General features: G+C 47.8%; 24 protein-coding genes. 10 read left to right on the top strand and 14 right to left on the bottom strand.

Features of this window, described 5'->3' with window-relative positions:
* The first annotated feature begins 109 nt into the window (after window positions 1-109).
* Window positions 110-1,657 carry a tetratricopeptide repeat-containing sulfotransferase family protein gene (locus tag F569_RS0115680; RefSeq protein WP_051279978.1) on the top strand — a complete coding sequence of 516 codons (1,548 nt, stop codon included), beginning with the start codon at window positions 110-112 and terminating at the stop codon, window positions 1,655-1,657.
* Complete coding sequence (locus F569_RS18580) at window positions 1,654-2,802, top strand: glycosyltransferase family 4 protein (protein ID WP_051279977.1); 1,149 nt, start codon at window positions 1,654-1,656, stop codon at window positions 2,800-2,802. The genes F569_RS0115680 and F569_RS18580 overlap by 4 nt, the downstream gene beginning before the upstream one ends.
* Before the next feature lie 6 nt (window positions 2,803-2,808).
* Here the strand turns inward: F569_RS18580 and F569_RS0115670 are convergent, their stop codons facing one another.
* The 3 genes from F569_RS0115670 to F569_RS0115660 are packed head-to-tail and all read right to left on the bottom strand — an operon-like array spanning window position 2,809 to window position 4,067.
* Window positions 2,809-2,994, bottom strand: a complete 186-nt coding sequence (locus tag F569_RS0115670; RefSeq protein ID WP_026942974.1) for a DUF4177 domain-containing protein — start codon at window positions 2,992-2,994, stop codon at window positions 2,809-2,811.
* Window positions 2,995-3,189 (bottom strand): hypothetical protein, encoded by a 195-nt coding sequence (locus F569_RS0115665; RefSeq protein WP_026942973.1) that lies wholly within the window; start codon window positions 3,187-3,189, stop codon window positions 2,995-2,997. It abuts the gene before it with no gap.
* Between the two features lie 2 nt (window positions 3,190-3,191).
* The gene (locus F569_RS0115660; protein WP_026942972.1) at window positions 3,192-4,067 is read right to left on the bottom strand and encodes an SPFH domain-containing protein; all 876 of its coding nucleotides are present in this window, start codon (window positions 4,065-4,067) and stop codon (window positions 3,192-3,194) included.
* 257 nt (window positions 4,068-4,324) lie between these two features.
* Between F569_RS0115660 and F569_RS0115655 the strand changes: the two genes are divergently transcribed.
* A complete protein-coding gene (locus tag F569_RS0115655) occupies window positions 4,325-4,954 on the top strand; it encodes a MarC family protein (protein ID WP_026942971.1) in 630 nt (209 codons plus the stop codon).
* A gap of 66 nt (window positions 4,955-5,020) precedes the next feature.
* Here the strand turns inward: F569_RS0115655 and F569_RS19445 are convergent, their stop codons facing one another.
* The gene (locus F569_RS19445; RefSeq protein WP_233353710.1) at window positions 5,021-5,812 is read right to left on the bottom strand and encodes a DUF2853 family protein; all 792 of its coding nucleotides are present in this window, start codon (window positions 5,810-5,812) and stop codon (window positions 5,021-5,023) included.
* A gap of 598 nt (window positions 5,813-6,410) precedes the next feature.
* On the opposite strand from F569_RS19445, the gene F569_RS0115645 reads away from it, so the two are divergent.
* The 3 genes from F569_RS0115645 (at window position 6,411) to F569_RS18575 (ending at window position 8,708) form a co-directional block, all read left to right on the top strand.
* A complete protein-coding gene (locus F569_RS0115645) occupies window positions 6,411-7,526 on the top strand; it encodes a hypothetical protein (protein WP_026942969.1) in 1,116 nt (371 codons plus the stop codon).
* A gap of 20 nt (window positions 7,527-7,546) precedes the next feature.
* Window positions 7,547-7,978, top strand: coding sequence for a hypothetical protein (locus tag F569_RS0115640; protein WP_026942968.1), 432 nt, complete (start codon window positions 7,547-7,549; stop codon window positions 7,976-7,978).
* Between the two features lie 124 nt (window positions 7,979-8,102).
* Window positions 8,103-8,708: a MarR family winged helix-turn-helix transcriptional regulator gene (locus tag F569_RS18575; protein ID WP_034389220.1), complete on the top strand. Its 606-nt coding sequence runs from the start codon at window positions 8,103-8,105 to the stop codon at window positions 8,706-8,708.
* A gap of 50 nt (window positions 8,709-8,758) precedes the next feature.
* Here the strand turns inward: F569_RS18575 and rpsP are convergent, their stop codons facing one another.
* Window positions 8,759-9,277: a 30S ribosomal protein S16 gene (rpsP, locus tag F569_RS0115630; protein WP_026942967.1), complete on the bottom strand. Its 519-nt coding sequence runs from the start codon at window positions 9,275-9,277 to the stop codon at window positions 8,759-8,761.
* Between the two features lie 46 nt (window positions 9,278-9,323).
* On the bottom strand, window positions 9,324-10,916 hold the full coding sequence (ffh, locus tag F569_RS0115625) for a signal recognition particle protein (RefSeq protein WP_026942966.1): 1,593 nt from the start codon (window positions 10,914-10,916) through the stop codon (window positions 9,324-9,326).
* A gap of 224 nt (window positions 10,917-11,140) precedes the next feature.
* On the opposite strand from ffh, the gene F569_RS0115620 reads away from it, so the two are divergent.
* Entirely contained in the window at window positions 11,141-12,766 is a 1,626-nt protein-coding gene (locus F569_RS0115620; RefSeq protein ID WP_026942965.1) for a tetratricopeptide repeat protein, read from the top strand.
* 29 nt (window positions 12,767-12,795) lie between these two features.
* Here F569_RS0115620 and F569_RS0115615 read toward each other — a convergent pair whose 3' ends face one another.
* From F569_RS0115615 to F569_RS18570, 5 genes are all read right to left on the bottom strand, one after another.
* A complete protein-coding gene (locus F569_RS0115615) occupies window positions 12,796-13,005 on the bottom strand; it encodes a dodecin (protein WP_026942964.1) in 210 nt (69 codons plus the stop codon).
* Window positions 13,006-13,115: 110 nt separating this feature from the next.
* Window positions 13,116-13,493 carry a 50S ribosomal protein L20 gene (rplT, locus tag F569_RS0115610; protein WP_026942963.1) on the bottom strand — a complete coding sequence of 126 codons (378 nt, stop codon included), beginning with the start codon at window positions 13,491-13,493 and terminating at the stop codon, window positions 13,116-13,118.
* A 9-nt stretch (window positions 13,494-13,502) separates the two neighbouring features.
* Window positions 13,503-13,715: a 50S ribosomal protein L35 gene (gene rpmI / locus F569_RS0115605; RefSeq protein WP_026942962.1), complete on the bottom strand. Its 213-nt coding sequence runs from the start codon at window positions 13,713-13,715 to the stop codon at window positions 13,503-13,505.
* Between the two features lie 181 nt (window positions 13,716-13,896).
* Entirely contained in the window at window positions 13,897-14,628 is a 732-nt protein-coding gene (locus F569_RS0115600) for a hypothetical protein (RefSeq protein WP_026942961.1), read from the bottom strand.
* Window positions 14,629-14,717: 89 nt separating this feature from the next.
* The gene (locus F569_RS18570) at window positions 14,718-15,569 is read right to left on the bottom strand and encodes a delta-class carbonic anhydrase (RefSeq protein WP_233353709.1); all 852 of its coding nucleotides are present in this window, start codon (window positions 15,567-15,569) and stop codon (window positions 14,718-14,720) included.
* Window positions 15,570-15,801: 232 nt separating this feature from the next.
* Between F569_RS18570 and F569_RS0115590 the strand changes: the two genes are divergently transcribed.
* Both F569_RS0115590 and F569_RS0115585 read left to right on the top strand, forming a co-directional pair.
* Window positions 15,802-17,385 carry an ABC-F family ATP-binding cassette domain-containing protein gene (locus F569_RS0115590; protein WP_026942959.1) on the top strand — a complete coding sequence of 528 codons (1,584 nt, stop codon included), beginning with the start codon at window positions 15,802-15,804 and terminating at the stop codon, window positions 17,383-17,385.
* Between the two features lie 147 nt (window positions 17,386-17,532).
* Entirely contained in the window at window positions 17,533-17,751 is a 219-nt protein-coding gene (locus F569_RS0115585) for a DUF6552 family protein (protein ID WP_026942958.1), read from the top strand.
* Here F569_RS0115585 and F569_RS0115580 read toward each other — a convergent pair.
* The 3 genes from F569_RS0115580 to F569_RS18560 are packed head-to-tail and all read right to left on the bottom strand — an operon-like array spanning window position 17,748 to window position 19,163.
* Window positions 17,748-18,137 (bottom strand): hypothetical protein, encoded by a 390-nt coding sequence (locus F569_RS0115580; RefSeq protein ID WP_026942957.1) that lies wholly within the window; start codon window positions 18,135-18,137, stop codon window positions 17,748-17,750. The genes F569_RS0115585 and F569_RS0115580 overlap by 4 nt on opposite strands.
* A gap of 2 nt (window positions 18,138-18,139) precedes the next feature.
* The gene (locus F569_RS19250) at window positions 18,140-18,499 is read right to left on the bottom strand and encodes a heavy-metal-associated domain-containing protein (protein WP_051279976.1); all 360 of its coding nucleotides are present in this window, start codon (window positions 18,497-18,499) and stop codon (window positions 18,140-18,142) included.
* A 10-nt stretch (window positions 18,500-18,509) separates the two neighbouring features.
* A complete protein-coding gene (locus F569_RS18560; protein ID WP_051279975.1) occupies window positions 18,510-19,163 on the bottom strand; it encodes a hypothetical protein in 654 nt (217 codons plus the stop codon).
* A gap of 53 nt (window positions 19,164-19,216) precedes the next feature.
* Here F569_RS18560 and F569_RS0115565 point away from each other — a divergent pair, with 53 nt between their 5' ends.
* Window positions 19,217-19,501 (top strand): metal-sensitive transcriptional regulator, encoded by a 285-nt coding sequence (locus F569_RS0115565; protein ID WP_026942956.1) that lies wholly within the window; start codon window positions 19,217-19,219, stop codon window positions 19,499-19,501.
* Window positions 19,502-19,577: the final 76 nt, after the last annotated feature.

The raw sequence follows: 19,577 nt of genomic DNA, 5'->3' as shown, positions 1-19,577 counted from the left end.
ATAACAATTGGCCCTGTATAAACAATTCATTATATTGCAAAGATATCAGAAAAGAGAAAAGTGATGCAAAAACGCCACATATTTGGGCGCGCAGCACAAAGGATTAACTGTGCAATCGATATTATCACTCATCGAAGCTAAGGCTTATAAAAAGGCACATGCGCTCTGTATCAAGATGATTGAGAATAATATTCAAGATCCACGGCCATATTGCGGTTTGGCGCATATTGCTTTTGATCATAAAAATGTGCCCAAAGCGCTAGAGTTATTTCAAACAGCACAAAAATATTCCCCGCAAGATCCCTTTTATATTGCCCAATATGCCAAAGCCCTAACTCTTATCGGGCGGCAGGCCGCTGCTCGGGAGCAAGCGGATAGAGCCGCTGATTTACCTATAAATGACGCGATGACTGCGGATATGATTGGCGTTATTTATAGCCGCACCGGTTTTCATGAAAAAGCCATCCCTTTTTTCAAGCAAGCCGTGTCGCTCAATCCGCAACCCGCAAATTTCCATTATAATCTTGCCTCGTCCCTTCAATTTTCAGGAGACTTTGATGCCGCAGAAACTCATTACAATACTGCACTGGCTAGAGACCCTGATTTATTTCGGGCGAGGGCCTCACTTGTTTCTCTTAAAAAGCAAACCGCTGGCCAAAATCAGCTTGAAAACCTTAAGTCGGAATATAAGCGCTTGTCGGGCAACTCAGACGCGGTCCTTACACTAGGACATGCCATCGCCAAAACGCTTGAGGATCTCGGAGATCACCGCGAAAGTTTGGATTGGCTTATCAAATGCAAAGCGCCCAAACGAGCCGAATTGGACTATCATATTAGCCAAGATATCGAGCTGATTGAGGCTGCCAGAACGGCTCTGAACACAAAAGCAGATATGGGGCTTAAATCAGAAGACGCCCCTATATTTATCGTCGGTCTTCCCAGAACGGGGACAACGCTTATAGATCGGATTTTATCATCCCATCCCGACGTGATCGCGGCGGGGGAATTAAACGTCTTTTCAGAGCTAACTAAACACCTTGCGAGTACACCGTCGCAATATGTGCTGGATAAAGACACGCTTGAGGCGGCCTCTAATAAATCTGTCACACAAATAGGGCATGACTATATCCGAGCCACGAAGGAATTATCGCGCGGGGCAGAGCGGTTTACAGATAAAATGCCACTGAATTTTTTAAATTGCGGCCTCATCCATCGCGCTTTGCCAAATGCACGCATAGTGGCCCTAAGGCGCGGCGCTATGGATAGTTGCCTGTCTAATTTCAGGCAGCTTTTTGCGACGAAATACTCCTATTATAATTATACATTCGATCTTCAGGACACAGCAAAATATTATAAAGCCTATGACGCGCTTATGACGACTTGGCGTGAGTCATTACCGGCTAATAGGTTTATGGAAATTCGATATGAAAACATGATTGATCATCAAGACAGGGAAACAAGAAGGTTGCTAGAATTTTGTGGTTTGGATTGGGACGAAGCCTGTCTGCGCTTTCACGAAAATAAAGCGCCTGTCTCCACGGCCAGCTCCGTGCAAGTTCGGCAGCCCCTCTACCGCGGCTCCGTAGGACGCTGGAAAAAATATGGAGAGAAATTAAATCCACTTAAAAATGCCTTAGGCACGCTGGCTGAAACATGAAAATTCTTGTCGTCACAGATGCATGGACGCCGCAGATGAATGGGGTTGTGCGAACCCTTGCCATGACGATTGAACAATTGCGGGCGAAGGGTCATATCGTGGAGGTGATTGCACCCTCTGATGGGTATTGGACGATGCCGTTGCCAACTTATCCTGATATTCGTCTTGCCCCTTTTGCAAAAGCGGATGTAGAGCGGCGGATTGTTAAATTTGGCCCGGAGGCGGTTCACATCGCGACCGAAGGCCCATTAGGGCAAGCCGCGCGAGCTTTATGCCTGAAATGGGGGATGCCTTTTACAACAAGCTATCACACAAAATTCCCTGAATATATAAAGGCCCGCTTTCCCTTTATTCCACTTAAACTGCCTTATAAATTTGTGCGCGAGTTTCATAATAGCGGTGGACGCACCATGGTGACAACGCCGTCCATGGTTGAGTTTTTGGATAAGCAAGGCTTTACTAATCTAGCGCCGTGGGCGCGGGGCGTGGATACGGCCGAATTTCATCCCGATAAACGCTTTGCGCCGAAGGATGTCTATAAAGACTTGCCCCGCCCTATATTTGTAAATGTCGGTCGCGTCGCCGTTGAAAAAAATATAGAAGCGTTTTTGAAACTTGATCTGCCAGGCTCAAAAGTCATTGTTGGGGACGGCCCGCAATTAGAGCAGCTTAAAAAAGCGTATCCCGAAGCGCACTTTCTTGGAGCTAAATTTGAGACGGAGCTCGCCCGTCATTTTGCAGATGCAGATGTTTTTGTTTTCCCGTCCAAAACCGATACATTCGGACTTGTCATTATCGAAGCCATGGCTACGGGCACGCCTGTCGCCGCTTATCCTGTGACTGGTCCCGTTGATATTATCCCGGGCAGTAAGGCTGGCATAGTTGATGCGGATTTAAGAGCCGCTTGCCTAGCGTGCCTTAAGCTGAACCGCGAAGACGCAGTTCGCCATGCACAAAATTATAGTTGGGCGAATGTCAGCCAGGTCTTTTTTGAGTATCTAACACCGGAATATGAACCCGTCGCGAGGAAACGTTGGCGGCGAATGCGACGTATGATGAAGCTCGCAGGCTCACCTTATCATTTCTTCAAGCGCAGCGCACGCAGGCTTTGGCGGCTTATAAGGGGAAAATCTGTCCCTGATTAAAACGGTTTAAAAGGGCCGCTTCAAATACATTTGCGTATAATGTCCATAAGGCTTGATCGCGACAAGCTCCCAGCCCTCCATACCTAAACGGTTAAGCCTTTCAGAAATTTGGGCATCAACGTTTTTAGGCTTATAGCTCCAAACGCTTTGCTTATAAGTTTCAACTTTATAATGCCATTTTCCATCTCTCATTTAGTCCTCCTTTTGCGAATTTGTTCTTACCGCCGCTGATTTTGTCTCTTTCAACCGCCCCTGCTTTCTTAAAGCATCCCGCAGCACATATTCGATCTGGGCATTGACGGAGCGCAGCTCATCATCAGACCAGCGCTGCATCGCTTTGAGCACATCCGGATTGATGCGCAGGGGATATGCTTTTTTTGCAGCCACTTTTAGTAGAGCGACCCTGTATTCACGACGGGCTGTGTTGCTTTGTCGGAACAGAGCACGACCAACAAATTGCTCACCATTGTGGCTTTGCGTTCATCATCAAGCTCAATGATATCTTTCGCTTTTAAGGACTCCAAAGCATCCTCGACCATTCCGACCGCACCTTCGACAATTTTCTTCCGCGCGGCGATAATAGCCCCCGCTTGTTGCCGTTGCAGCATAGCGCCCGCAATTTCCGGTGAGTAGGCCAAATGCGAAATGCGGCTTTCTATAACATTGATACCCGCTTTTGCGAGTCGGTCCTGTATCTCATGGCGCAAGCGCTCGGAAATTTCCGCCGGATGCGAACGCAAGCTTATTTCATCTCCATGCTGATCATAGGGATAGCTTGTCGCCATGGCCCGGATGGCGGCTTCAGACTGAATTTGCACAAAGCTCTCATAGTCATCTACGTTGAATACAGCTTCGGCGGAGTCATTGACTTCCCACACGACAATGGCCGCGATCTCAATAGGAGATCCTTCCAACTCATTGACCTTCAGCTTACCGCTTTCAAAATTGCGCACCCGTAAGCTGATCTTCTTTTTTGTGTAAAACGGATTGTTAAGCCGCAGGCCGGGTGTGCGTACAGTTCCGACGTATTTACCAAACAAGCTTAACACCGCAGATTGATTGGGCTCAACTTTATAAAGGCCGCCTAAAAAGGTAATCCAAACCCCAAAACTTACAAAACCGCCAATGACCCAGGCCACGCGTGCGCCCTTACTTTCAGCCCCTCCAAGCATCTGCCCAAATAAATAAAGCCCCGCTGCTAGTAACACTAACATGAATAGTAAAAACGGAATCCCGCTAATCGACTTTACTTCATTCTCTCTAATCTCGCTCATATCGCTCTCCTTTTGAATACTATTTATTGATATCATTTTGATATCATTTTATCAATATTGGAAAGTCGTTATTGAGTTTCAAGAGGACAGCGTAAAGAATCTTCGAGGAGCTTCCAAAATCACAGCCCAATCCGACGCAAAAACACCGCTTAAAGCTTGGTCAGTCGGCTCGTGATAGGGACCGATGAGAGACGCGCAACTTAAGACAAAGCCTTGCCCTTTGCGGGGGAAAGGCCTATGCCGCCGCCATGTTTGAAGTTGAGCTCTTCCTCTCGGCCTTTGCCATCTTATTTGTGATTATTGACCCGCCCGGTTGCGCGCCAATTTTTGCAACGCTAACCAATGGAACATCGCGTCAACATCAAAAAGCGATGGCGTTTAAATCAGTTTTCATTGCCTCTATCATACTCTTTGGCTTTGCCTATGTCGGAGAGTTTATATTTTCAAAATTGGGTATAAGCCTCGATGCCCTGCGCATAGCCGGCGGCATCATGCTGTTCATTATCGGCTTGAACATGGTGTTTGAAAAACGCACGGAATCGCGTGAAGGCCGCGCAGAGGAAGTGTTGGAAGAGGTTACTCACCCCGAAGATATTTCAGTTTTCCCCATGGGTATTCCAATGATTGCAGGACCCGGAACCATGGCCTCGCTTTTAATTATGATGGGCAAGACAGAAACATTGGCCGGGCAAATTTCAATTCTTGCGGCCTTGGCGCTCACCCTTATCATCACGCTGATCACTTTCCTCATTGCAGGCCCGCTCATGAAGCTCATGGGTAAAAGCGTGACAGATGTATTGACCCGCGTCTTAGGTGTTTTGCTAACAACATTAGCGGCGCAATTTGTTTTGGACGGTCTTAAAGGATCGCTCTTTTAAAAAATTGAGCTATAAAAAAACCCGCCTCGAAAGACGGGTTTTAAATTCAGCACAGTCTTCAAAAGCTTAGAGAGAGGCAAGCTTGCCTTCATTTTTCGCCAGAAGGTAATAGAATGTGACGCGTGACTTCATGCGGTCTTTTTGCATCGTTTCGCACACAGCCATCACCTTTGCATCCAACGCAGGTGTTTCGCCTGTCACGCCAAGCTTTTTGATAAGCCAACTATCGCGAACTGTGTGGCGCTCTGTTTCATCAGAACAGGCCACGAAAAGACCATCACGGCTTTGTAGCGCAATACCGCAATGATCAACAATTTTCTTAATGATGGCGGCATCGGCTTCTTTGTCATATCCGCGAACATCTTCGACATATGAGACATATTTATCAGCCAGAGCGGTTTCGGCCTCAGCTTTTATAGGGGCTGCTTTCTTAACAGCTGTTTGTGACGTAGCTTTCTTCACTGTCTTTTTCTGGACCGCCTTCTTTTTCGCTGCTGGCTTATCCAAGGATTTTAATTTAGCCGTTAGCGAGGCAACTTCTGCTTCAAGCTCTTCAACGCGATTGCCTGAGGATGGCAAGATATCTCGTACAGTTTCCGCCGTCTCATTATAACCTTCGATCATTTTGACCTGCGTGCTCTTAAAAGACACGCCTGCTTTAGCTTCAAGAACCTCACCTTTCGATACGAGCTCTTCAAACAATCCATCTGTAAGCTCACGCGCCTTAGAAAATCCGAGCTGTGCTTGCTCAAAGGCCGCGACATGTAAACCGAGATAGGCACGGCGCGTGCGGCGCACGGCTAAAATTGTATTTTTAACAGGGGTGAACGTCTTTGTTTCTAATGTCTGGCTGCTCATAGTGTTTCTCCAATAAGTGTGTTGCCTAAAACTTACGCCTAATTATTAGAATAAGCCTCCTAAAGTGAGCCCAAAATCAGGCTCCAAGACATAATTTCAGATATAATTGTTAAGAGATCTCTGTGAGAAAAAATTATTTGCTGAAATTAGGGTTAATATTCGGTGACCAATTAGGGTTAAGGGCGGTTTAACTTTGGAGCCTTTAAAAAAAGAGGTCTTTGCAATTTCAAATAAAATCCTCATAAAACTGGATAGTTTTTGAATTTGAAACGGCTTTACTTGAAGGTTCAATGATTATTGTTGAAGTTTCAAGGAATTTAGTTGAAGCTGAAATTAACTAATTGAAGTTTCAAGTCATTGTTTTTACATCATTTTTCTTGCTGCTGTTAACTTTTCTGCAGTCTTGTTCATGTTAGCTTACAAGCATCGAAAGAGGCGGCCCACCCAAGGGCACCCACGGTAACATAGACTGCAGGACCACTTCCCAAAGCCAATGGCAGTCGCAAAAAAGCCATCCGGGGTTTGTTCCCAAAGTAGGCCCCGGATGGCTCTTATTACATAAGAGCGAATAAACGCTCGTAAGATTAGGTAGATGAGAATGAGTAATTTCAACGAGCGTATCCGCTTGACTAAAAATAATGTAAAACGGGCCGGACTTGTCACCCTTATGGGCGGATTAATGGCAGCTATAAGCCCGTCCGCTTTTGCGGCTGGGACACCCGCCAATACAACTGTTACAAATAGCTATGTTCTTGATTACTCAGCCGGCGGCGTTACGCAGGATACAGTATCAAATGCTAATGATGCGATCACGTTTACGGTTGACCGCATTATTGATCTAACCGTAACGGCCCTCGGAGATGAAACAGTTGTGCCAGGCGCAACAGATCAAGAATTATTATTCTCTGTCTCCAATATGGGGAATGACCTACAAGCCTATAAATTACGCGTCATGAACGGTGCGTCAGATGATTTTGATGTGTCCAGCATCCAAATATTTACAGCCCTTGATGATGGTGACGGCGTTTTTGAGCCCGGCGCTGATGATGGCCACTTCACCAGTTTAGACGGTGACCCCATCACAGATGATATTCACTCAGACGCTGTCATTTGGGTCAAAATACGTAGCGCTATCCCTAGTGGCAGAGGTATTGAGTCAGGCGCTGTAGGTGAGGTTACTTTAATCGCCGAAACGCTTGAGCCGAGTACAGCCGCCTCCCCGCACACGCCCGTTTATCTTAGAGATTCAGAAGGTGACAGAGGCGCAGATACCCTATTAGCAGATACCTCCGGCACAAGTTTTGAAATGGCAAAACAAGGTGATCATTCCGCCACAAATAGCTTCCAAATCGACACGCCACAACTGACGGCCTCAACAGAGTTTAGAGTTCATCATCAAGAAGGCATAGACTGCGAAAATCCGTCAGGGCCCATCATGGAAGGATATGCCATTCCAGGAGCTTGTGTTGAATATAAATTCATATTTCGTAATTCCGCAGACAGCACTTCGGCCGAGGATATTAGCTTTACAAACACGCTTGATGGGACGCTTAAATTCGCGATGGCGGACATGTCAGGCTTTAGCGGTGGAACGATAGACACGCCTGGCTTTCAAGAGGATTGCGGCGCTTCAGATTGTAATATCGCCATCAACGATGCGGCGCTTGCCGCGGGGAATGTTGCGACGCTGACAATCCGGGCTTTATTAAAATAATACCGGCTAAGGGCTATAAAATGACAGATACAATTCATTCAAATATTCTAATTGTGCAAAATGATGCAGCTTTCGGGCACCGCATTGCACAGCACCTTTATAAAGATCGCCAAGTTATATTTGGGCCCATCGGAAAGGTCACGTCAGCCTATAGGCTTCTTGTCACCGACCCCCCGGATCTTGCAATTATCGATGCCTCGATTTGCGAAACACAAATCGACCGCCTTTCTGATACGCTGGTTTTGATGAATATCCCTCATCTTATCAATTACGGGCAATCCTTGAAATTAAAACGGGTCAAAGTTCACAAAGGAGAAGCCGTTATTTCAGAAGTCACATGCAAACTGCCCTTGGAACAATCCATCGCGCATACTCTATGGGATATGCATCTTGAAAATGTTCTATCTCATTGGCTCGATGATGGCCTTGAAAAAGAAACGGATGACGCGTGAAGCCTTCACCGATGTTTAACCTTTAGGGCCTAATATATGATTGAAACTTCAATGATTTCATTGGGGGGCGCGACCTTAGAGATGTGGGCAATAAGGCGTATCGCTATACGCAAGGAGCCTACGCATGTCATCTCATGACACAAACAAACTCATTCGTGACATAAGACCAAAACTCAAGGTTAATCCCGAATCCTATGCAGATACCACTTTTCAGGCGCTATCCGAAAAAATAGCGGATGATTATGATGCCATAATCAAAACATGCGTCATGCCCTCTATTGGGGAAACCCATGGGCTCAAACTGCGTGAATTACGAGTCATGGCCTGTCTTGAATTTTATGATGCCCCTCTAACGCCGGCGCATATTGCCGCCATGCTACGCTATGACCCCGCGACAGTAACGCGAGCCGTCGCAAAGCTGGAAAAGGCAAATATGGTCATTAAAAAAGAAAACCTTACAGATACACGAAGTTTCTTTTTGGTCCTGACGGAAACGGGAGAAGCACTTGCGCAACTATACGCGCGGCGCGTCAAAACCGTCTTCATGACGCTGGAAAGCATGATCGAAAAATCAATGACGGCACGCGAAAAAACGGAACATTTGACAGCGGTCTATAAGGTCAGCAAACGCACTGAAGCGATGCGGGCTTGCGCAGACAGGTTGCCGCCTCTCAGAGATGAGGAAGAAGATGACATGATTAGCGCCGCCCTCTTATCTCTCGTCAAATAGAAAACCGAAGAGAAAACTCTTCGGTTTGAGCTCTAATTAATTGCGAAAGGCTACTCTTCAGCTTTTGGCTCTTCTGCAGGGGCTTCCTCTGCGGGAGCCTCTTCGCTAGGTGCGTTCTTAGCCTCCTCAGCTGCAGCTTTTTCAGCCGCTTCAGCTTCTTTCGCCGCTTCTTCTGCCGCCTTAGCCGCCTCTTTCGCCGCTTCCTTAGCTTCGGCCTCAGCCGCTTTACGCGCTTCGGCTTTTTCAGCTTTGTCTTTGATCATCTGCTCAGCTTTGGCGCCAGGCTTACCCTTAATCGGGTTATTACCCGCTTTCCATTCCCAGAGACCAGCAGCACCGAGGAAACGGGCGACGCGTTCTGTTGGCCGAGCCCCTTTACCGAGCCATTCTTTACATTTTTCAACATCAAGAATAACGCGCTCTTCTGAGTCCTTTGGAAGCATTGGGTTATATTTCCCAACAATATCGATGAAACGGCCATCGCGCGGTGAGCGGCTATCCGCAACAACGACGCGGTAATAAGGACGTTTTTTAGCGCCGTGACGGGCGAGACGTAATTTGAGTGCCATGATGTTTTCCTTTAAATAAGCATTCAGTTTAATTTAGTCAGTTCAGTTATTTCTTTTTACCAAATGGCAGACCGCCAATACCGGGGAGCTTTGGTTTTCCGCCGCCTAATCCGGGAAGACTACCACCAAGGCCCGGAAGACCCTTTGGCATATTGCCCATTTGTTTTTTGAGTTCTTCGAGCTGCGCCGGATCCATATTGGCGGGGTTCGGCATTCCACCTTTACCAGGCATCATCCCGCCGGGCATTTTTGGCATGCCTGGCATGCCGCCCATTTGCTGCATCAGGCCAGCCATACCGCCCTTACCCATCTTCTTCATCATATCGGACATTTGGCGGTGCATCTTCAAAAGCTTGTTGACTTCCTGCACGCTCATGCCTGAACCCGCCGCGATACGCTTCTTACGAGACGCTTTAAGCAAGTCTGGCTTTTTGCGCTCTTGGGGTGTCATGGAGAGGATGATGGCTTGTTGCTGCTTGAGCAAGCGATCATCAATCCCACCCGCTGCATCGAGCTGCTTTTTCATTTTGCCCATGCCAGGCATCATTTTCATAAGCCCGCCCATGCCGCCCATTTTTTGCATTTGGCCAAGCTGTTTTCCAAGGTCGTCTAAATCAAACGTCCCCTTCTCCATCTTTTTGGCCATTTTAGCAGCGTCTTTTTCGTCAATAACCTGAGAGGCTTTTTCAACCAACGAGACAATATCACCTTGGCCCAAAATACGGCCCGCCAAGCGTTCTGCATCAAAGGCTTCGAGGCCGTCTAGCTTTTCGCCCGTCCCGAGAAATTTAATCGGCAAGCCAGTCACAGCCCGCATAGAGAGCGCCGCGCCGCCGCGGCCATCACCATCAATACGCGTGAGGACGAGACCTGTCAGCGGGAGGCGGGCATGAAAGCGTTTGGCGGTCTCAACCGCGTCTTGACCCGTCAGCGCGTCCGCCACGAGGAGCGTTTCAATTGGCTGGGTTGCCTCAGCAATCGCCGCGACTTCGTCCATCAATTCATCATTAATAGTCGTGCGGCCAGCTGTATCAAGAAAGACAACATCATAGCCGCCTTTCGCGCCTTCATTCATCGCGCGCTTCGCAATCTCAAGTGCAGACTGTCCCTTCACAATAGGAAGGAAGCCAACGCCCGTTTGCTCTGCCAAAATGCCAAGTTGTTCCATCGCAGCAGGGCGATTTGTATCAAGCGAGGCGAGTAAGACTTTGCGCTTCCCGCGCTCTTTGAGGAATTTACCAATTTTGCCTGTCGAAGTCGTTTTACCGGAGCCTTGAAGACCAGCCATAAGAATGGCGACAGGCGGTCGTCCCGCGAGGTTCAATTGAGAGCTAACCGCGGCGGCCTCGATATCGGCTTCGTCTTCAGAAAGCGTCCCGCCGAGCATTTGTATAAGCGCGTCATGGACGATTTTGACGATTTGCTGACCGGGCTTAACCGATTTGATGACTTTTTCGCCAACGGCTTCGACTTTAATCTTTTCAATGAAGTCTTTGACAACGGGCAGAGCGACATCGGCTTCTAGCAAGGCCACGCGAATTTCGCGCATAGCGGCGTTGACATCCTTCTCCGACAGCGCACCGCGCCCCGTAAGATTGTCAAATACGCCGCCTAATTTATCGCCAAGGGCCTCGAACATGTATTTCCTTCATTAATTCACAATCGCATAGCACTAACGGCTCCGATGAACGATAACGTCGACCGGAGGACTCCGCCTGCATCGTCCCCTTGAGGGTGTCGCACAGGTCAGAGCGCAGGTTAGAACTGCGCGGATTTGGGCGGCGTATAGGGTCGATTTTAGGAGATGTCAAACAGGAAGCGCTCTAGACTTGCGATTAGGGCGGCTTTCTATATCAGTTAGCTATGACGCGCCTTATCCTCTCTGCTTTAATCAGCCTATGTCTGATATCCGCCAAGCTAAGCCACGCACAGAGCGCGGTCCAAATTCAGTCAGATAACTTTACATTATCAGGCGAAATCGACACCTCTAACGCTATTGATATGATTTCCGAGCTTGAGCGCTTTCGGTCTGCCTTATTTGAAATACATAATATCCCGCTCTCTACACCAGACCAGAGAGTTGATATGTATATCGTGTCTGATCCTGATATTTTTAAAGTTCTCGACCTAAGTGAGGACTTCATAGCGATATACCAACCCACAATTGCGGGCCCCAGAGCCATAATAAACGGAAATGCCGCTGCGGGAGATATCCAAGAGTTACGTAATAGTCTGCGGCATGAATATGTGCATCACTTTACCTCTTCGCACAGACAGAAAGTAACGCCCAGATGGTTGGGGGAAGGCCTTGCCGAATATTTTGCAAGCTATGAGGAGCTCCCAGACGGGCAGTATAGAATTGGCACGCCGCATGACTTGCAGCAGCTTCTCATGGGCTATCCGATTAAAGGATGGTATCCGTTGAAATCTCAATTTTCATCATTTTCCCAAATCGAATTCGGAGCGGTTCCGACTCATATAGCGCCAAAAGGCTGGGCCGGCAGGCCGGGCAACACAACCTTCTTTTATGCGCAAAACTGGGCTTTAGTTCATTATATGAAAAACCAAGCTGGCGGCATGGAAAAGCTTGACCGTATTGCTGAGCGAACAATCAATCTGGTCGGGGGAAATGTTGATACAAAACCCAACATGTCCAATACGAGTTACGCGGCCCTCAAATCTTCGAAAGAGGCCGAACAGGATGATCTTCAAAAAATTGTTGAAGAGGTTTTGGGGAAATCCACAGAAGATTTGAAACTTATACTACAAAGCTACGCGACATCAGACGAGATGCCCATCGCGACTTATTCACCAAAGCCTGGAAGATTGACTGCCTCTGTTAAAGTTAAAAACCTAACGCCAAGCCAAGCGGCCGCTGAGCAATACAGGCTTTTATCTCTGACGTCATCACAAGCCTCAATCAATGAAACTATGAAGTCTCTGCGTAGCCAAATTGAGACAGATCCTGAGCTAAAACCCTCATTACTGGTATCTGATGCCGCGCAACAATTCATGTTGGGGTGGGCTGTCAAAGCCAGAGAGCAAATTGATATGGCGCTCGCATTGGATCCAAATGTTCCTAATGGCAAACTCTTACAGGCTCATATTCATTATCAGGAATTTGCCAATGGAAATTACGCCAAAGGGGCTATGATGCGCAAGACTTTGCGGCCTCTTTTGGCGGCTTATCCTGATAATGCGGACCTGCTTGTCAAAATGGCCCTGACAGATCTTGATAACACAGACGGGATGGATCCGGATGTTGCACAGGCTATTGCCCGTATCAAAGCGACCAATGTTGTTCAGCGCGCCCCTCTTATCGCCCTGCCCTTAGCTAACCTTTATGCTGCCAAAGAAGATTACGCCCAAGCGCTTTATATTACGCGCCGGGCACTTCCATTTACGGAGCAGACATATCAGCTCTACAGCTTTATCAATGATTTAGAAGAGGTGATGGCTCACAATGAAGGCCTAGCCCCAAACCCATGACATAAACTAGATCAGGCCGCAGCAGCGCTCTAGCGTTTGTATTTGAAGCCAAATTCGATCGTCACCTGATAATAGGCGACCTTTCCGTCTTCGATATATCCGCGTGTCGAGACGACCTCGAACCAATTCATACCGCGAACGCTTTCGCTAGCGGTCGCCAATCCGTTCTCAATTGCATCTTCGATAGATTTCTTGGATGTGCCGACGATTTTTGAAATAGCATAAGTATCTGCTGACATAACTCTCTCCTATATGTGTCCATTAAAGAACACCTGAAAAGAAAGAGAGTTCCGAATAGCAAAAAGGCCCCGCATTGCGAGGCCTTTTCTAATTCATATGAAAGCTAGATTTAAGCTTTGACTGTATGCGGCACTGAAGCGTGCTTCTTGGCTGTTTCAACAATCAGCTTGAACGCTTCGGGCTCGTTACCAGCCATATCGGCAAGAACTTTACGGTCGAGCTCGATACCGGCTTTATTGATACCGTCCATGAAGCGGCCATATGTCATGCCATGCTCACGCACGGCTGCATTGATACGCTGGATCCAGAGCGCGCGGAATTGGCGCTTTTTCAGCTTACGGCCGATATAAGCATATTGACCGGCCTTCTCGACAGCTTGGTTCGCGATACGGAAGGTGTTTTTACGGCGGCCGCGGTAACCCTTGGCAGCATCGATAACTTTTTTGTGGCGGGCGTGCTTGGTGACACCGCGTTTTACACGTGACATGTCTCGCTCCTATTTCTTTTTCAAGCCGTTAGGCAGATATTTTTTACGAATGACGCGCGCATCAGACTCGGACAACACAGTTGTGCCGCGAAGTTTACGAATTTGGTCATTGGTACGCTTGATCATACCGTGGCGTTTGCCCGCTTGTCCGGCTTTCACCTTACCGCTGGCTGTCAGTTTGAAACGCTTTTTAGCGCCTGACTTGGTCTTCATTTTTGGCATTTCGGTCTCCTAATTGTGCCCTTGCGGTTGAAGAAACCACAGGGCGGCCTTTTGAGCGAACAGGCATGCCTTTAGCCTGTAGCGCTGCATCCTCTGCGAGGAATGGGGCGTTTAGACAACTCACCACATGAATGCAAGATATTATCTGTTAAAAACCTGCCTGTGTTCATTCGCCTGCGGCTCAGAAGCCCCGTGTCAGCCAAAGGCGCGCCTCAAGATCCGGCGCCGCTTTTGACAGGCCAAAAAGGGGCCCAGCATATAAAGACACACCATCGCCCAAAGGCGCAGCCACAAATGGACCTATCGTGTGGCTTTGCTCTTTAAAGCTGCCAATATTGCCTGTGCGGACATAATTATTGAACATATCAACACCCAACGTGTGACCACTTTCCATTTTTCGTGCAATCTGTCCTCGGGTTTGTAGGTTTACGCCGTCAGCGGCATTCTCACCAATCTGCACAGCCGTGAGTATGAGGGCTCTAGCACTCCATCCATTTTCAAAGTTAAATTGATTCGTCCAATTTAAGCCTAATTGTTCCGCCCGGCCTTCATCACGCAAACGTGCATCAAAGCGCAAACCTGTTTTATGCTGGTCCTCATCATCGCTAAGCTCCCAAAACAGCTCAGCTTGAAGGAAGTCGAAATCAAAATCTGAGTCGGCTGTTTTTCGAGTCTGACCCACAACCCGCCACATCATATCCCCATTGAGTGATTGTTGATAATGTAGGCGTTGCGCAAAGCCTGTTTCACCCGCAGCATTGTCTGGGTTGATAGCAATGCGGTATTGCGCTGACTTATGGCCATCATTGACCATTGGAGGAAAAACGCCGCCTGTATTTTGAGCCGCTGCAAGCGAGGGCACCATGAAAGCGCCTAATAAGGCGAGAGTATGTAATTTAAGCGTTTTGATCATTATAAATTCCTAAAATCTAAAACACAAAAAGGCCCTGCTATAAAACAGGGCCAAGTGAGATCGGAAAGGGGGATCCGATAATAATTGAACTACTGACCGATAGGCGAGAGCAATTCTGGCGCTGTTACGAGCTGCCTTACGCCATGGGACTTTTTCTCGTTAAAGACATTGCCCTGCTCAGCCCAGCGGTGCAGCGAGCTGATATCGACACGTGCACAATTCGGGCGCACGCTCCATGTTACTTTCATGGGTGAGCATGTGGATTGGTCATAGCTCGGTCCTGTTGTGGAGCCGCGGAAGACAACTGGCGTGCCTGTATCTGACGGGATCATACCGGCTTGATGAAAACCTGCATCTGATTTTCCTTCATAATCCATTTTAGTGAAATCAAGGGCGTTTTCAGGATCGTTAACGACCAAGAATACTTGCGCCTCAACGCGGAGCAGCGGGTCGGTACATGTATCTGTCAAGCATGACCCAAGGCCTTCACCTGGCTCAATGTCACAGGATGTATGGACCCAATGAACTTCGATTGTGTCGCCCGGCTTCACGCCTTTATAAGCGCCTTTGCCTTGATAGGGGTCGAAGAGCTCTAAATCTGAAAGACTATCTGCATCATTACACGCATAACCGCCACTATCCGTATTATTCACGAAGACACTAAAGCCAGGACCTTTATGCTCGGCATTTGTATGGGTGTGAATGTTACACAGATTCATCTCTGTTGATGCTGGAGCTATGGCAAATTCCATAAGGTTTTTACCCGACAGGCTTGCAATATCGCGCGGCGTTTGCGGCCCCATATCTGTACATAGCTCAGGTGCAGTCGTCTTCATGACTTTTTCTGTCATCGCGTCTTCAGTTTTGACAGGTGATGTATCCGTAACGCAACCCGCAAGCGCAACAGCAAATACTGGTAATGTAAGTAGTAATTTTTGCATAAGAATGACCCTTTTAGTTTTATGATTTCTATACGCCTTAAGGCGCGATTTGGTTCCATATGTTATGACGACCCCATAATAAAGTTTATTGCATAGTTTAAATATAAAATTTCTATTTTTGCTATAGTATTTTATTATAATAGAGTTTCCCTCTGCGCCTCGAATTATGCTTACAAAGCGAAAATCCTCATTGCTACTTGCATTCAACCCTCACAGGGTTAAAGCCCCGCCCATGTTGACGATTTCAAATTTAGACTACCGCATTCAAGGCCGGTCACTCTTTCAAGGTGCGTCTGCACAAATAGCAGCGGGCTGGAAAGTTGGGCTGATTGGGCGAAACGGGACAGGCAAATCTACTCTGCTCCGGCTCATCCGAGAAGAGGTGACAGAACCAAGCGGGGATGACTCCATTCGTATGAATAAAGGTGCCAAACTTGGCTGGGTCGCACAAGAAGTCGAAGCTACAGATGATACGATTATGGATGTCGTGCTCGCCGCCGACACAGAACGCCATCAATTGATGAAAGACTCTGAGACTGAGACAGATCCGGATCGCTTGGGAGATATTCACGCGCGCCTGATTGATATTGATGCGTGGAATGCCGATACGCGCGCGGCAAAAGTCCTAAATGGCCTTGGCTTCTCAGATGAGGATTTTTACCGTGCGACGAAAGAGTTTTCAGGTGGTTGGCGCATGCGCGCCGCAATCGCGGGTGTGCTTGTTTCCGAACCGGATGTTTTGTTGCTGGATGAACCGACTAACTATCTCGATCTCGAAGGTGCTGTTTGGCTCGAAGGTTACTTACGCAAATATCCGCATACAGTCATTATGGTGTCTCATGACCGCGAAATGCTTAATCGGAGCGTTACGCATACATTGGCCCTTGAACATCAAAAACTGACCATAACCTCTGGCGGATATGATGACTGGATGAAGATGCAGGCTATTAAGAATGCGCAGCTCGAAGCGCAAAAGGCCAAGCAAGATGCTGATCGCGCCCATTTGCAAGCTTTTGTGGATCGTTTCAAAGCCAAAGCTTCCAAAGCCCGCCAAGCGCAATCACGGGTCAAAATGCTGGAGAAAATGCAGGAAATCACTATCCCATTGGCCGAGCGCACAACCCCTTTCAAATTCCCCGGGCCAAAGGAAAAACTAGCCCCGCCGATGCTGGAAATAGAGAAAGCCAATCTCGGCTATGGTGAGGAGGCGGTGATCCTTAAAGACGTCACATTACGCCTCGATCCAGATGATCGCATCGCCATTATTGGCGCAAACGGCCAAGGCAAAACAACACTTGTTAAATCTATTGCCGAACGCCTGCCTCTTATGAGCGGTGAACGCAAAGCGCCCAAAGCCATTCGCATTGGCTATTTCTCCCAAGACCAACTTGACGAGCTTACCGAAGGTGAGAGCGTCCTCAATCACGTGGCTCGTGCTTTACCCAAGGATACGTCAGAGTCAAAAGTCCGCGCCACTGCCGCCGCAATGGGCTTTGCCTATGAAAAGGTCAGCACCCATGTTGAAAAACTTTCAGGCGGCGAAAAAGTACGCCTCTTGCTAGGCCTAATGTCGATTGAAAAGCCGCATGTGCTTATTCTTGACGAACCCACATCCCATTTGGACATAGATAGCCGCGAAGCCCTCATTTACGCGCTAAATGATTTTCCCGGAGCCGTCCTTCTCATTACCCATGACGTTTACCTTGCAGAAGCTACGGCCGACCGATTATGGCTAGTTAATAATGGCAAGGCAAAGCGCTATGATGGGGATTTAAAAGATTACCGCAAACTTGTTATGGCGGCGGATCGAGGGTGATAGCTATCATGCTATTGGATAAGCTTCTCATCAAATGAATGAACGTCATTGCCCCTGAAAACGCAAAATTAGGAACTTTAATTTCGCCATACGGCTAAGGCCATTTTTATTTATGCTACGGCTATGCCGCTAACACTGAGGGCTATTATGAAAAAAGTTGATATCGTTAAATGGATTGCGACCGCCATACAGCTCATCGGCTATGGACTGACGGGACTTAACTATACCCCTTGGAATGTCTATTTTTTCCTCGTTGGAATCATTCTTTGGTTTGTTGTTGGGATTATGTGGAAAGACAAAGCCATTATGGTTGTTCACGTCGGTGCTTTTTTGTCCCTGCTTATTGGATATTTAAGCGCCGCCTAAGCGAGAAGCTTCGGTAGAACAAAAGCCGAAAACGCGCCGACCGCCCAAACGCCAAATCCAATATAAAGCACCCATCCGCCAAGAGCGCGTAAGCGGGCGCAGGCTTTAGCTTGGGCAGGATCAGCAGGGCACGGCATATTTCGGGTCAAATACCGGACCCACCAGGCCAAACAAAGCAAAATAAATGAGCCGCCAAAGACGAGGGGTTTTCTTTCTGACAGCCAAATGAGCTGCGGCACATTTGATGTTAGGGATGACAAAGCGGCGCCCATGCCCAAAGTGATCATCACTGCTGGCAAGGTACAACAAATAAGCGTTGAGAGGCTTGTGACTAGCGCAACAGTTGGCGCAGCTGTTTCCCGAAAAGCGAGTTTCGCTTTGCTCATCTCTAGGATTTAGCAGGCGGTATAAATTCACTGCCGTCTTTGCGCGTGATTTTGGTTGTCGAATAACCGGCTTTTTTAACCAGCTTTACAATCTCTTCATTCGCGAGGGTTTCCCCTTCATTCAGCGCGACAGAGAGAAGCTTTGTGTCCAAATCAACATAAGTACCGCGCACTTCATCACGTTTTTTAAATGTTTTATTGAGCGCGATAGAGCAAAAATCACAGACAAGCCCGCTCAGGCCAACCGAAATATCGGCCATCTCAACCACCTCTGGGCCGTTCATTTTCTTGTCTTTGGCAAAACCTGCCGTAGGGGCAAGGCTGAGCGTCGCAGCCGTTATAAGTGTAATCAGTAATCTCATAATCCGTCTCCTAAAACCTATGAATATAATTAAGCAGGGGCTCACCTTTGTCGTCAACACCGACTTCCAGTAAAGATGGACCTTTAAAAAAACGCAGCAAAGCCGTTGCCGCAACTTTATCATTGCTTTCGGGGCGGTGATGCCCTTCCACCATAATCCAACTATGGAGCGCGCCTGTATTGGCAACGTAGGGGGCAACGCCTAGCCGGCCATGAAAACTGGAAAATTCTCCAAAACGGCCACTTTCCCAATGCTCCGCAGCAGCCGAAACAAAATAGCGCCGTGTTTCCCAATCCCCCGATATGCCCAAAAACAGACCCTCGTCATTGCCGCGTGTCAGGCGAAGTTCAGTCTCATCTAGATTATCCGTGACCTGTCCTATCGCGATGCGGCCATATAGATTGGCCTGGCTATCCACTTTGTTCCAACGTTTAAAGAGACGGTTCAGCTGTGCGCCTGTAAAGACAAAATCACCTTCCCGATCATATCTAAGACGCAACCCCAAGCTATGCTGTGTATCAAGCGTATAATGAATATGGGCGCTGTTTTGATAGACGTCATTGCGCAGCATCACGGTCCACGCATCGGGATAAGAGACGGGACGGGCCTCAGCTATGCCTGACACAAGGGCTAGACTGGCGAATAATGTTGTAACACAACGCATACCCCCCTATGGTATAAATAATTCGATATCTCAAGTCACAAAATGGTCATGATATGCAAAAAGACAGAAAAGCACGCCGCAGTGCCAGTCTCAAGCGGCTCTCCCGTATAGAAGGCCAAGTGCGGGGCTTACAAAAGATGATAAATGAAGATCGCTATTGCGTAGATATCCTTGTGCAAGTCAAAGCCGTTACAGCCGCATTGCGGCGCGTTGAGGGTGAACTTCTGAAAGACCATGTTGACCACTGTTTGGCCGCCGCTATCGCGAGTGACGATATCTCTGCACGAGAAGAAAAAGTTGCTGAATTGGTGGACTTACTTTCAAAGAGGTCATTCTGATATGGTTTATTAATCAACTCTAATTCCCTCTTTCGGATCATATTTAAATTGTTGACGTGTCGGTTACGGAGTGTCC

Origin of the sequence: Hellea balneolensis DSM 19091 (genome assembly GCF_000428525.1) — a bacterium.
Classification (GTDB): Bacteria; Pseudomonadota; Alphaproteobacteria; order Caulobacterales; family Maricaulaceae; genus Hellea; species Hellea balneolensis.
This window is presented reverse-complemented; position numbering and strand designations above follow the sequence as displayed.